The sequence below is a fragment of the Providencia sp. Me31A genome (genome assembly GCF_050487165.1).
Classification (GTDB): domain Bacteria; phylum Pseudomonadota; class Gammaproteobacteria; order Enterobacterales; family Enterobacteriaceae; genus Providencia.
In genome coordinates, this window is the sequence record NZ_JBKQGZ010000002.1 from 169,425 (window position 1) to 183,563 (window position 14,139).

Below are 14,139 nucleotides of genomic sequence, written 5' to 3' on the forward strand. Positions count from 1 at the left end.
ATTTATCCATGTATATCTGAATAAATTCTTTTATGCTTTTCTACGAAAATAGGCGGTTGATTAAAATAAGAAAATAAGTGTAAGGGTGTATTATGAGCAAAAGCAATGTCGAACTCTCCCGCAGACACTTTTTAAGATGTGCTGTTGTTGCTGGGATATCCGTGTATTTAGCCCCTCTCTATAGCCGTGCTTTTGACGTGCTATTCGAAGAAAAAATTCTACAATCACCTGATTGGAACCCTGAAAGTAAGCAAATTCAGTTTCGAATTGATGGCTATTCTAAAGTCCAAGGAGAAAAAGTCTTTGCCAGGGATATTCGCGCTCGCGATATCCCACATTGGCCAAAGCAACAAGGCCACGCATTCTTACTGCGTGTGACTCAAGCCGATAAAATTTATCAAGGCTTTGACCTCAGCTTACTCAGTGATGGCCTAATGCCAGACAAACTCGTCACCGCGGCAGACTTAGAAAAAGACGGGGTAGCATTCCCTGATTTTTATGGCAATGACATGTTACTACCAGAAGGAAAAACCCCCGCTTATTTAGGACAAGCCGTGGCTTTACTGGTTTATCATGATTTTGCGAAATTCAACTTTGCCAAAGAAACCTTGAAGTTCCGTGACGATATCATTAAGTATGGTGAGTACACAGGCCCATTACAACGCGATCCTTGGGGAAGCTATCGCGGAGTACGAATTGGTGGCGAAACCCCCTATTCACCCGATATATTCTCCAGTATGAAAGATATGCCAATATCCCCTATTGGCATGAAAAAACACTTACCGGTTTGGCCGGAAGGACGCGAAGGGGGGAAACTCGATGAAGAAGGCATGTTTTATGCGGATAACCTCGCTAAACAGCTAGAAAATCCGCCTGATGACTGGCTAATTATTAAGCGCAAATATTTCTCCCAATCTATCGATACCGCAGCATTAGAACCCGATAACGCTAATGGTTGGTATGATGCCAAAACACAATCTTTCCATTTAGTGATCCCAACACAGTCGCCACAAGAGGTAGCTGCGTCACTACCGGAAATGCTAGCAAAATCAAAATTTCCAATTAAGCGTATTTTTTTACACCCGTGTTTCACTGTGGGTTATGGCTCTAAAGACCATAGTCCGTTCCCATATTATGGCGCTATGGCGACACTATATGGTGATGGCGTCCCTATTCGCCTAGCAAATGACCGCTATGAACAGTTCCAATCAACAATTAAGCGCCATGCCTTTGATATGGATTACACTTTAGCGGTTAATAAAAACACACATAAAATTGAAGCTCTTTCTGCCTCTTTTATCGGTGATGGTGGTGGACGATGCAACTTCACACCTTCCGTTGTGATGGTCGGAGCGACGGGGGCACAGGCAATTTATTATATTCCGCGCAGTGACTTATCTGCTGTTGGTATTGCCTCAAGAGCAGTAGACGCAGGTTCAGCTCGTGGTTATGGTACCTTACAAGCCATGGCTGCCATCGATATGTTAATGGAAGAAGCCGCTAAATTACTCAATGCAGATCCCATCGAGTTTAGATTAAAAAACCTCATGAAATCAGGGATGAAAAATACTCAAGGGGCTATTCCAGGTGGTGCAATTCGAGCCGATGAAGTTCTCTCTCGCTGTGCAGAACACCCGATGTGGCTAGAAAGAGCCAAACGTAAAGCCGATTTTGAAGCTAAAAATAGTGGTAAGTTATTTGGTACAGGCATTTCTTGTGTGCAAAAAGACTTTGGTACTGGCGCTGAATCCTCATTTGCCCGTGTCGAGCTCACACCTGAAGGTAAAATTGCTATCTACCATAGTGGCGCAGAAATAGGCACCGGTATGTCAACGTCCCAAGCGGTTGTCTGTGCTAAATGGCTTGGAAAACCTGCTGAAGAAGCGCATTTTTCTGTCGTCGACTGGTCTATCTTGCCAATGGTTTCAAGCGGTAATCCATTCGCTATGTCACCAGAAGAACAAGAAAAATTATCCCAAAACCCGTTGTGGACACCGAACTATTGTTCCCCAGCCAGTGCCAGTAACTCCGCTTACTATTTTACACAAAGTACAGATGAGGCAGCTCGATTAGTCTTTGAATATGGATTATGGCCTGCTGCAATGTCAATTTGGCAAGAAGGGATTGGTGACGGGCAAGCAGCCCCTCTCGTTGTACGCCGTGAAGATGCTCGTTGGGTTGAAAATGGTTTAACTGCCGACGGGTTAGAAATTCTGAGTCTCTCACGTTTAATTGAGCGAACCTTTGCAATGGGAGGAGTGACAGGCGCAGTTTGCCACGTATTCAACCGTTGGCAATGGGCTGAGGCTGATTTTAAAATCAATGGTGAAACCCGTCGCTTATCTATTGATGGACTTTCTTTACGCTTTGCCGATAAAGACTACCAAGTTTGCCACCGAGAAAAAGCCTATTATCCCGATACCCAACGTAATAATGCAGGGGTGACTTACTACAGTGCCGTAGCCACCCTTTCAGAGCTGTCAATTGATAAGGCCACAGGTCATGTTGAACTCCTCGACCACCACACCGTTGTTGAGTGCGGTAATCTAATTGTTCCTCAATTAGTTTCAGGGCAAATTCAAGGTGGCTTGGCGATGGGGATTGGTCATGCTCTTCATGAATATTTACCTCTCTACGAAGATGGCCCCGGTAATGGGACATGGAATTTCAATCGTTACCACTTACCATTAGCAAGCGATGTTGCCGTCTGGAAACAAACCAATGAAATTTTACCGGGGCTTTCGGAAACTGATCCGCCCAAAGGTGTGGCAGAGGTTGTGATGATCCCTGTCGTTTCCTCTATCGTAAACGCTATTGCTGATGCAACAGGACACCATTTCCTGCGCCTACCTGTACGCCCTGAAGACATTAAAGAGGTAATATCATGAGCCTAAATTTCCTTCCCCTGACCTTAACCATCAATGGCCAATCTTATGGACCGATAGATGTACCAGAAGGTCTCATGATGATTGATTTTCTACATGAATACTTAGATCTAACAGGTTCAAGACTGGGCTGTGGACAAGGCATTTGCCATGCGTGTGTGGTGATACTCGATCATCCATCCGGCACTAGTGAAGAAATCCGTACCTGCATTACAGGGGCACATTTTTTCAATAACAAAAGTATTCGGACTATCGAAGGGGCTGCCACCAAAGAAGAAAATGGCGATGTTAAATTATCACCAGTCCAACAAGCGTTTGTTGAACACTTCAGCTTCCAGTGTGGCTACTGCACCCCTGGCTTTGTAAATGCCGCCACTGTTTTTATTGAACAATTACAGAAAAACCCAATCGCTGAAGAAGATTTAGAAGAAGCGATTAAACAAGCTCTGAATAATCATATCTGCCGCTGCACAGGCTATGTTCGTTATTACGAAGCTGTACGTGATGTAGTCCTAAGCACGCCAGGATTACTGAAGGAGGCCATAAAATGATGAAACGGATTCTATTATGGCTTATCGCCATTATTATTATTGTCTGGGCGGTATTATATTGGTATGAAAGCCGTACGCTCGATGGTCCCGTGCAAAAAGTCACCGCATCAACGCAAGAAATTGAACGGGGCCGCTACCTGACTATCGCCGGTGACTGTGCAGCCTGCCACACTAGTGCTAATGGTGCTCCATTGGCAGGCGGCTTTCCTCTCGATACACCGTTTGGCACCATCTACAGCAGCAATTTAACGCCTTCAGCTGACTTTGGTATCGGCCGTTGGACCAAAGATGAGTTTTATAAAGCCCTTACCCAAGGTATTTCTCCGCCAAGTAAGCATCTTTATCCCGCTATGCCTTATACCTCTTATAAAGGAATAACTCGCGAAGATTCTGATGCTATCTATAGCTATTTAATGAACCAACCTGCGGTTGATGTTGCGCCCCCTGAAAACTCACTGCCATTCCCTTTAAATCAACGTATGGCAATGATTGGTTGGAATTTGCTATTTTTCAATGACAAGCCACTCCCCAATAGCTCACAAGGTAGCTCACCTGAATGGGTTCGAGGTAAATATTTAGTTAATGTATTAGAACATTGTGCTGAATGTCATACCCCAAGGGGAAAACTGGGTGAAATGGAGTTGGATAACTTTATGAAAGGGGGGGCTTTAGGCCGCTTTATGGCCCCTGATATTACGCCTGAAGCCTTAGCGCAACGAGGCTGGAATAAAGAAAGCCTACAGCAATTCTTTATGACCGGACTGACACCACAAGGCTCTGCTTTTAGTGATATGCATCCTGTAATTTATCTCAGTTCCCAACACTTAACGGCTGAAGACAACAAAGCCATTGCCACCTATTTAATGGGGGACAACCCACCAGCAACCTCACCACTCACAATAGGTGAAGGAAACCCTCAAGGCCGCCAAATTTATTTGGAAACTTGCTCTGGTTGTCACGCCTACGATGGAGATGGCAAACCGAATGTCGCCGTTGCACTCAAAGGGAACTCGACATTACGAGACGCTAACAGTACCAACTTGATTAATACTATTTTAGATGGTTTGCCGGAGCAGCCTTTCCCAAATAACCAAAGTATGCAAAGCATGCCAGGGTTTGCCAACAAGCTGAATGACCAACAAATCAGTGAGTTAGTCAATTTCCTTCGTGTGCAATGGGGAGGACAGCCTGCTGATGTCACTCCCGAGCAGATAAAAGCGTTACGTCAATAAATACGCCAATTAAAACGGATTTACTTTATAACAAGTAAGTCCGTTTTTTTAGTACCGATTTAATTTAAAATCAAACCGCTATATATTTAAATACATATTAAGTTTAACTATTTATATTTACACGCCTATTTTCACCTTCTATTATTAAACCTAATAATAGCCAGTGGTTTTATTCAATATTGTTCAATTAAGATGATCTATACAATATTATTCACTTTCTTGAATAAATGCCTTTACTCAATATCCATATACCTTTATAGATACCCTTACTGTTTATGCAACTTATTATGCAACTTAGTCATTATCAGATATAGACTATCGTATTATGATTCATAATTAATCGAGTGAAAGTAATCTAATTCCATAATTAAACAATATTATTATCTCCATAGCTAATAAAAAACCCTAATAAGATAATCAGGGAGCATACAATGTCGGGACATATATCTAGACGTAATTTTATTAAACTCGGTACCATTGCCGGTATTGCCGTCATGGTCGGCAAACTTCCTTTTGCCATTGCTTTGGAGCTTGATTCTGACTCTCCTGCAACAGATTGGATTGGCCAAAATGGTAAAGCCCGTTTTCGTTGGGATGGCGTCGAAAAAGTAACCGGTCGTAAAAACTTTGCCAGAGACTACCGAGCCAAAGACATCCCTGGTTGGCCTAAAAAACAAAGTTATGCCTTTATGTTAAAAGCGACTCAGGCAGATAAAACCTTTGAAGGTATCGATATTTCAGTTTTAGGGCCAAACTTGCAACCTGATAGAGTGGTTTTGCAAGAAGACCTTATTCGCGATGGTTTGAATATTCCTCAAGATACCAGCATGGGGAAAGGTTTTTATGGCACGAATATCCTCGTTCCTATGGGTGAAACACCGCCGATTATCGGCCACCCTGTTGCGATTTTAATCTATCATGATTTTGACAACTATAGTGCTGCACAGCGTATGCTACGCTTCAATACAGAAGTCGTGAAATATGGCGCTGTCACAGGCCCAAAACCTCCGGCTAACTACGGTGCAGCTCGTTACGTCCGTATTGGCGGTGAAACACCTCTGTCCCCGTCTATTTTCTCCCCTTACCAAGATTCAGGGATCAAAGGCGGCTTTGATGGTAACACCCCCGTTTGGCCACCTTACGACCCCAAACATGCTATCACCGTTCCGCCTGTAATTCGTAAAGACCGAGGTGGCGGCTTTATTCAAGCTCTTCATCAAGCAGAAAAAAACCCTGACAAGCAAGAAAGAGCTATGGATTACACACGGCAAATTGAGCAAGAAATTGCCGCCGCCCGTGAAAACCCAGATAAATTTGTCATTGAACGTCACGGCTTTTCGCAATCTATCGACCCTTGTGCGATGGAGCCTGATAACTGCAATACATGGTATGACGCAGAAACAAAAACGCTGCATATTTTAACTGCAACCCAGTCCCCCGCAGGCGTTGTCAATGCGGCAGCAGAACTATCCAAAAACAACCCGCATTTTACCGTTAAAAATATCATTTTATTAACGGGTTCAACGGTTGGATATGGCTCAAAAGATTATTCGGTTTTCCCTTTCTATGCGATGGTGGCAAGTTTCTACGCCAATGGATTGCCTGTCCGTATGGCGAATGACCGCTATGAACAGTTCCAGATGGGGATGAAACGCCATTCCATTGAAATGGACGTCACCATTATTGGTGATAAAAAAACAGGTAAATTTGAGGTTTTAAAAGGGACATATAACTGCAATGGCGGTGGTCGTGAAAACCTCTCTGTTGCAGTTTCCCACGTTGCCGTTCGGGGCGCTCAGTCCATTTATTATTTTCCCAAATCCGATTTAACCGCCCTTGCGATGGCAACACCAGCCGTTGAAGCAGGCTCAATGCGCGGTTTTGGCTCCTTACAGTCTATGGCAGTAACAGAGTTAATGGTTGATGAAATCGCCCACAACCTTAATATCGACCCTATTGAACTGCGTCGCCGTAATGCCATCTTAGAAGGCTATCCTAACACTCAAGGTGGAGTGATTGCAGGAGATCCTCGTAACGTAGAAATGTTAAACCTCGCAGAAAAACACCCGATTTGGGTCGATCGTGAAAAAAACAAAGCCGAATATGAGGCTAAAAACCCCGGCAAATTGTATGGTGTTGGTTTCGCTCAAGTACAGCAAGTTTACGGTTCTAGCGGTGTACCCACTATTTTATCTCTCGAATTTGATGAGACCGGCAAACTCACTATGCGCCATTGTATGCAAGAAATTGGTACTGGTGGAACGACAGCGCAGCAAGTCATGGTATGGCAAGCGCTCAGTAAAGCACCTGACGTAGTTGAGTTTGGTGTTACTGAGTTTAAAGAATTACCCCTAAAAACCAGTTGGGCCGATCAGAAAAAACAAGACGAACTCGCTAAAAGCGACCCTTATTGGACGCCTGCGTTAATCCCAGATATGAGTTCATCAAGCGGGGTTTACTATATTGGCTTTGGGACTCGCCAAGCAGGCCATTTTTTACTCGAAAATACCCTCTGGCCTGCGGCGAAAAGTATCTGGAGCGAAGGCCCTGGGGGAGGCGCTTTTAATGGTCTAAATGTAGAGTTCGCAGATATTCGAGTAGGGCCTGAAGGCATTGGCGGCGGTGGGATGAAGCCAATCCCCTTCGATATTTTAGCTAAGAGAGCTCATGAAATGGGGCTCATTACCGGCGTGGCGGTGCATGGTTATTCTAGCTGGCAGTGGGCACGCGCTGAGTTTGATATTCCAACCATTGGTTTAAAAAATCTACCGCTTGATGCTATTTCTGTACGCTATGGTAACGGTGCGCCACCAGAACTGAAAAAACAAATGACCACCGGGGGGTATCATTTTATCAAACGTAAAATTGCCTACTACCCACCTACACAGCGTGCGAAGGCTGACCCAACCACCGTGACACCCGCCTCCTGCTTGGTTGAACTGAATGTCAACACCATGACCGGAGAAGTGGATGTGATGCGCCATCATATGATTATGGACCCCGGTACAATGATTGTCCCTGAACTGGTTTCAGGGCAAATTCAAGGCGGTACCGCAATGGGGATCGGTCATGCGCTAATGGAAGAGTTGCCACTCTACGAAGAGGGACCGGGTAACGGGACTTGGAACTTTAACCGTTATGTCCTACCACGCGCTAAAGACGTTGCTGTTTGGCAACAAACCATCGATTACTTACCGCCGCTTTCAGAAACATCGCCCCCGAAAGGCATGGCAGAACTTGGCATGATCCCTATTTTGCCAGCGACTAGCAATGCGTTAACCCATGCAACAGGCAAGCGTTTCTATGAATTCCCAATTACGGTAGATAAAATTAAAAAGGCACTATCATGAAGATAAAAAATGCCGTTCCTATTATTGGGCGTAAACCGTTAACCTTAACCATAAATGGTCAAAAAGTGGGCCCCATTGATGTCCCTGTTGGAATGCCCATGATTGAGTTTTTACATGAATATTTAGACCTGACAGGTACCCACTTTGGCTGCGGGCAAGGCATTTGCCACGCTTGCACCATTATGGAAATTCTACCCGATGGCTCAACCGTCGAAAGCCGCACGTGTATCTTTGGTGCTCATTATTTCAATAACAAAAATATTGTCACCATTGAAGGGCAAGCCAAGCTCGACGAACAAGGAAAAGTCGTCGAACTAACGCCTATTCAACAAGCGTTCATCGAAAACTTTTCCTTTCAATGCGGTTATTGCGCACCGGGTTTTGTCACAGGCGCAACAGTTTTTCTCGATAACCTCAAGAAAAACCCCGTTAAACGTGACGAATTAGAGCATGCCATTGAAGAGGCGCTAAATGAACACATTTGCCGCTGTACAGGCTATGTGCGTTATTACCAAGCGGTGAAGAAAGTGGCTCTCGACACCCCCGGCTGTGTGATTGATTAGGGAGAATGACCATGACGAAATCCCGTTCACTACGCAAAAGCATTTATATTATTATTTTATTATTCATTATATTAATGCTTGCCATCTTATTTGGTGCGTTTCGGACATCTAGCATCGGGCCTGATTTGGATAAGCCGCTGACCTCTGAAGAAGTGGCTAAATTATTACCTCGAGGGCAAGAACTGGCCACAGCAGGAGACTGTTTTGGTTGTCACTCATTACCGGAAGGCCCTTTAGCCGCTGGTGGTCGTGCCATTGGTACCCCTTTTGGTACTATCTACTCCACTAACATCACCCCAGATAAGCAATTTGGTATTGGCAACTATACCCGTGCTGATTTCCATCGAGCGTTAAAAGACGGTATAGGTAAAGAAAGAGGCAATCTCTACCCTGCCATGCCATTTGTCTTTACCCACATGACCACATCGGAAGATATTGATGCCCTGTATGCTTATGTGATGTCACTACCGCCTATGGCGGTGCCAAATAAAGAGAATACTGGTGTTTTTGTTCTTCCTGTTCGCCCATTTATGAACTTTTGGACATTGCTCAATTTTCCAAAACAAAATGCCCCTCATGATCCGCAGCGTTCCGCCGAGTGGAACAGAGGTGCTTATATCGTTGAAGGGTTAGCTCACTGCGGTGCTTGTCACTCACCTCGTAACTTTATGATGGGGGTTGAATTCTCACGTTCACTTCAAGGGGGGGAAGAGGCTGGGTTGGCTATTCCTGACATTACCGCAGAGGCTTTATCTAAACATGGCTATGATACCGCTTCACTGAGTGAATTTTTACTTACAGGCAATGCGCCTCAAGGCTCTGCATTTGCCGATATGAGCACCGTCACTCACTTTTCCACCAGTCAGATGAATAAGCGTGATGTCGATGATATGGCGATTTATTTGATGACGGATAAGCAAGGGGAAATACTCGGTGCGAAAGCACCGCCAGCACCGCTGCCAGAAACTAATACCCCGCCACCGACTGATATCGGCGAAATTATGGAACAAGGCCGTTTAATGTATATGTCAACCTGTGCAGGTTGTCATGGCATTACAGGTGAAGGCGTTCCAAACGGTATTCCCGCCTTAAAAGGCAATGCTATCTTAGCCATGGATAGCCCTGAAACCTTTATTAGCGTGGTCTTAACCGGTATTCCGACTACCACGTTCCCAAATGGTCAGCGCATGTACGCCATGCCAAGTTTTGCTGATGATTTAGACCCGCAAGAAATTGCCAATCTACTATCATGGGCTCGCGCCGAATGGGGTGGACAAGGCAAGCCTGTCACGGCTGAGCAAGTTGAAAAACTGAAAAAAGCAGCGCAATAGCACCTAGCACCTATTGAAAGGCAATCAATAGGTGCTAATTTATTGAAAATAAAACTTATATCAACTTCACGGGAAAATTTATGCTCTTGCCCTTGATAAAGTTCCAAACGCTTTCAAAGATTTTCTTATTGATTGAGTTCTCATAAGGCATTAAATGCACTAATAATTCCCAAAGCGCTTCAGAATGACTTATTACCGAAATATCTCCCGTTTTAGGGTAACAAACAAAGACATCACTCACCCCATTAACCACAATGGTTAAATATGCCTCGTCATTTTTATATTGAATATCTGTAAGATAAACACTGTCAATTATCGCTGGTAGCATCATTCGCATCCTCAATCAATTAACAGCAATATCCGCGATTATTAATCAAAATTGATGGCCTAACTTGTACATAATAGTGATTAGCGTCACTCCCCGACTGTGGATAAATGAGAAGTGCGCGTTCATCTTCCGTAATTGTAATCTTCGCTATGTTCTCTAAATACAGATGCATGAGTTTTACCTCTTTTTGTTTTAGAATTAACGTCACCCGCCCTTCCAAAGCCGTAAAATAAAACAACAAACTAATACCATCATGTTGATATTCATAACCAAACGTAATTGCATCCTCAATATCTCGATAAATAGGCTCACTTTCAAAAAAACTTAAGAAGTCAATCTCATCAGGAAGTTCTTCTATTATCACCCTATGCCTCTGCGTGATTTAATTGGATGGGCCATTCCACTTCAGTTGTGGCCGCAGATCTTCAGGAACAAGCTCAAACAGCTTTCGAATCAATTCTAAATTATTATTATAAAGGATGCTTATGGTTGAATTACATTCATCATGATAATACCTAGCCTGATGATTTAAAAATGAAAGATCGCTGCTTGTAAACTCATCAATTAATAACTTATTTGGTAAATTATGTATAAGCTCAGATTCATAGTAACAAGACTTATCTTTCAGTCTGCATTTTTTATCTTGAGTTTGCATATTCCTAATATGGGGTAATATCCAAAATAACATCTCTATATAGATTTCATTCTTGGTCATCTCTTTTGCCTTAGTATCATTAATATCTTTCAGACACTTTAATACATTGCAGCAATCCACGTAGGGTTAAACCTTAATCATGAGCCTATGAAATACTGGGTTAATGAAGCCTTAAAAGCGAACTAGACAGCCAATTTCAAATATCCAAACTTCTCACGTTTTACTTGCATCTGTTCTTCAAGACAACGAGACTCTTGCCCTGTTTCAATCGCTGTAGAGGTTGCTACCGAACGAATGAGTTGAGCGCGAGTTAGTTTTGTTACTTGAATTAATTCATTTTTTTTTCATGACGTCTCACTTAAAACTGACGATAATGCATTTATCACCGTTGTTTTATATGGCTACATAGATCACTTTTCTAGTTAAAAATTTTACAGCACAACCTCATTTCCGTTTGCTTTGAGCGAACAGCGGATGTATTACTTATATAATAAACTTAACTCTATAATACGAAAAAGACATAGAGAGCGATTATATTAACCTTTATTTGTGATGATCCTCGAATCGATACCTTATAGCTTCTACAAAAGCCATAAAAGCGGGCGAGGACTGCCGACGGTTTGGATAATACAGGTGAAAACCTTCAAAGTAAGGACTATAATCGATTAATACAGTCTGTAACTTCCCCTTGGCAATATAAGGCTCTGCTAAATGTTCTGGAATATAGGCTATTCCCATTCCATCAAGTGCTGCATTTAACTGGTGTAATGTACTATTGAAAACGAGTTGCCCATCCACCTTTATACTTGTTATATGACCATCTTGTTTAAATTCCCACGCATAAATAGCCCCCGCCGCACGATGGCGAATATTGATACATTGATGCTCAGATAAGTCTTTAGGAAATAAAGGTTTAGGGTATCGCTTAAAATATTCTGGTGAAGCGACCGCAATTAAGCGCCAATCTGGTCCAATGCGAACGGCTATCATGTCTTTATTGATATCATCACCAATTCGAATTCCTGCATCGAAACGTTCTTCAACAATATTTGTAAAACCATAATCCACATATATTTCTATTGTGATATCAGGGTATTTTTGTAAAAAATTATTCAATATCGGTCGAATATAAATTTCAATTTGGTCATCGGTACAACTTAAGCGAATAGTCCCTCTAGGGCTATCTCGTAACTCACTTAATGCATTAAGTTCAATATCGATCTGTTCAAATAGAGGACGAATGGCATTCATTAGTTGTGCGCCAGCCTCTGTCACTGAAACATTTCGGGTTGTTCTTGCGAGAAGTCGAATCCCTAAACGTTCTTCCAAAAGTCGTATTGTATGGCTTAAGGCCGAAGGGGTCACACCAAGTCTTGCAGCTGCTTTTGTAAAACTTTGCTCTTGAGCAACGATCAGAAAAGCGTGCAAGTCATTCATTTTACCTTTCATTATTAATGAATTTTTCTCACAAGTTCATAAAGATTATACCCACTAATTAAATTATTACCGATGTGCCATGATGATGTCCATTAAATATCGTAGGTATATAGATGAATATAACCAATGGATAATGTCATTTTTCAAGAGCGAAACTTTCCCGAAAGAGCGAACTGGAGTGCAGTTTTTGCCATGACGCTATGTGTTTTTGTATTGATAGCCTCAGAATTTATGCCTGTGAGCCTGCTAACGCCATTAGCGCTTGATTTTCAAGTGACTGAAGGAATGGCAGGACAAGGTATTACTATCTCAGGAATATTTGCTGTCATAACGAGCTTATTTATTTCTGCACTTACTCATAATTTAAATCGTAAAACCTTATTACTAGGGCTTACGGTCTTAATGGGAGTGTCAGGTGCAATGATTGCCTTGGCCTCTAATTATTATATTTATATGGTTGGTCGTGCGCTAATTGGTGTTGTTGTTGGTGGTTTTTGGTCTATGTCTGCTGCGACAGCAATGCGCCTTGTACCTATAGACCAAGTTCCTAAAGCGCTGGCCATTTTCAATAGCGGTAATGCGCTAGCAACGGTTATTGCTGCACCTTTAGGAGCTTATTTAGGCTCAACTATTGGGTGGCGAGGTGCCTTTTGGGGGTTAGTGCCTATTGCAGTGGCAACTATTGTATGGTTATGGGTGAGTCTACCCTCAATGCCAACTGTTCCGAACACTCATCAAAACACGCCTCAGATTTTCAGTATTTTTAGTTTTTTTAAATACCGTGTTATCGCACTGGGTATGCTTGCCGTCGGGTTATTTTTTATGGGGCAATTCACCTTATTTACTTATGTGCGCCCTTTTCTTGAGACCGTAGTAAAAGTCGATATCGCGATGGTGACATTTATCTTGTTACTTATTGGTATTACGGGATTTATCGGAACCCTACTGATTAATCGAGTATTAAAAATAGGGTTCTATCAAACATTAATCGCCATTCCACTATTGATGGCCAGTATTGCTGTATCACTTATTTTCTTTGGCTATTCCAGTCTTACTGCCATCGCATTATTGAGTATTTGGGGGTTTATCGCGACTGCGGCGCCTGTTGGTTGGTGGAGCTGGATACCTCGCATATTTTCAAATAACGCAGAAGCAGGAGGAGGATTGATGGTTGCAGTGATCCAACTTTCCATTGCCTGTGGTGCTTCGGTGGGAGGCATATTATTTGATTTGATGGGGTATGAAAGTACTTTTGCAATCAGTGCGTTATTTCTTGTCGTCGCAGCAATACTTATCCAATGCACAGCAAAGGCTGAAAAGGAAAAATAATATGTTGAATCTATTATTTAAAAATAAACTTACCTCATTAACTTTTTATTTTCTGTCAGTATTTGGCTGCATCAACCCGCCATTATTGGCTCATAATTTACCAATAGAACCTAAAGTATATTTAATCGAAATTCGTCTTGATACGCAAATCATCAAGGCAGAATTAGAAGATTCAGAAATAACGCGTGATTTTATCAGTTTATTACCACTCACCGTTGAGTTGGCAGACTACTCATCCACAGAAAAAATCGCTTATCTTCCCCGAAAGTTACTGACCGGTAATACATCCAGTGGGATCGTGCCAGAAGTGGGAGACATTACTTATTATGCCCCTTGGGGGAATATCGCTATTTTTTATCAACCATTTAGTTACTCATCAGGGTTATTTAAATTAGGAAAAATAACTCAAGGACTGGAATATCTGGAATTTACATCACCAAAACAAGCCGTAATAGAGCTTATCCAAAGAAATGACTAA

The 14,139-nt window shown here is 42.6% G+C and carries 12 protein-coding genes; 8 read left to right on the top strand and 4 right to left on the bottom strand.

All coding sequences use genetic code 11. From position 1 onward, the window contains the following. Positions 1–92: 92 nt before the first annotated feature. From ACLPIE_RS02140 to ACLPIE_RS02165, 6 genes are all read left to right on the top strand, one after another. On the top strand, positions 93–2,888 hold the full coding sequence (locus tag ACLPIE_RS02140; RefSeq protein ID WP_430259225.1) for a xanthine dehydrogenase family protein molybdopterin-binding subunit: 2,796 nt from the start codon (positions 93–95) through the stop codon (positions 2,886–2,888). Further along, the gene (locus ACLPIE_RS02145) at positions 2,885–3,436 is read left to right on the top strand and encodes a (2Fe-2S)-binding protein (RefSeq protein WP_430259227.1); all 552 of its coding nucleotides are present in this window, start codon (positions 2,885–2,887) and stop codon (positions 3,434–3,436) included. The genes ACLPIE_RS02140 and ACLPIE_RS02145 overlap by 4 nt, the downstream gene beginning before the upstream one ends. Next, complete coding sequence (locus tag ACLPIE_RS02150) at positions 3,433–4,668, top strand: c-type cytochrome (RefSeq protein WP_430259229.1); 1,236 nt, start codon at positions 3,433–3,435, stop codon at positions 4,666–4,668. Before ACLPIE_RS02145 ends, ACLPIE_RS02150 begins: the two co-directional genes overlap by 4 nt. A 431-nt stretch (positions 4,669–5,099) precedes the next feature. Beyond that, positions 5,100–8,018, top strand: coding sequence for a xanthine dehydrogenase family protein molybdopterin-binding subunit (locus tag ACLPIE_RS02155; protein WP_430259231.1), 2,919 nt, complete (start codon positions 5,100–5,102; stop codon positions 8,016–8,018). Then, positions 8,015–8,581, top strand: coding sequence for a (2Fe-2S)-binding protein (locus tag ACLPIE_RS02160; protein ID WP_430259233.1), 567 nt, complete (start codon positions 8,015–8,017; stop codon positions 8,579–8,581). The genes ACLPIE_RS02155 and ACLPIE_RS02160 overlap by 4 nt, the downstream gene beginning before the upstream one ends. 11 nt (positions 8,582–8,592) lie before the next feature. Next, positions 8,593–9,912 (top strand): cytochrome c, encoded by a 1,320-nt coding sequence (locus ACLPIE_RS02165; protein WP_430259235.1) that lies wholly within the window; start codon positions 8,593–8,595, stop codon positions 9,910–9,912. Between the two features lie 55 nt (positions 9,913–9,967). Here ACLPIE_RS02165 and ACLPIE_RS02170 read toward each other — a convergent pair whose 3' ends face one another. From ACLPIE_RS02170 to ACLPIE_RS02185, 4 genes are all read right to left on the bottom strand, one after another. Beyond that, positions 9,968–10,243 carry a hypothetical protein gene (locus ACLPIE_RS02170; protein WP_430259237.1) on the bottom strand — a complete coding sequence of 92 codons (276 nt, stop codon included), beginning with the start codon at positions 10,241–10,243 and terminating at the stop codon, positions 9,968–9,970. Between the two features lie 16 nt (positions 10,244–10,259). After that, positions 10,260–10,604, bottom strand: a complete 345-nt coding sequence (locus ACLPIE_RS02175) for a hypothetical protein (protein ID WP_430259239.1) — start codon at positions 10,602–10,604, stop codon at positions 10,260–10,262. Positions 10,605–10,622: 18 nt separating this feature from the next. Next, entirely contained in the window at positions 10,623–10,955 is a 333-nt protein-coding gene (locus ACLPIE_RS02180) for a zinc ABC transporter substrate-binding protein (RefSeq protein ID WP_430259241.1), read from the bottom strand. Between the two features lie 483 nt (positions 10,956–11,438). After that, the gene (locus ACLPIE_RS02185) at positions 11,439–12,332 is read right to left on the bottom strand and encodes a LysR family transcriptional regulator (RefSeq protein WP_430259243.1); all 894 of its coding nucleotides are present in this window, start codon (positions 12,330–12,332) and stop codon (positions 11,439–11,441) included. A gap of 126 nt (positions 12,333–12,458) precedes the next feature. On the opposite strand from ACLPIE_RS02185, the gene ACLPIE_RS02190 reads away from it, so the two are divergent. Beyond that, complete coding sequence (locus ACLPIE_RS02190; protein WP_430259245.1) at positions 12,459–13,661, top strand: MFS transporter; 1,203 nt, start codon at positions 12,459–12,461, stop codon at positions 13,659–13,661. Between the two features lies 1 nt (position 13,662). Next, positions 13,663–14,139, top strand: a complete 477-nt coding sequence (locus ACLPIE_RS02195) for a cyclophilin-like fold protein (RefSeq protein WP_430259247.1) — start codon at positions 13,663–13,665, stop codon at positions 14,137–14,139.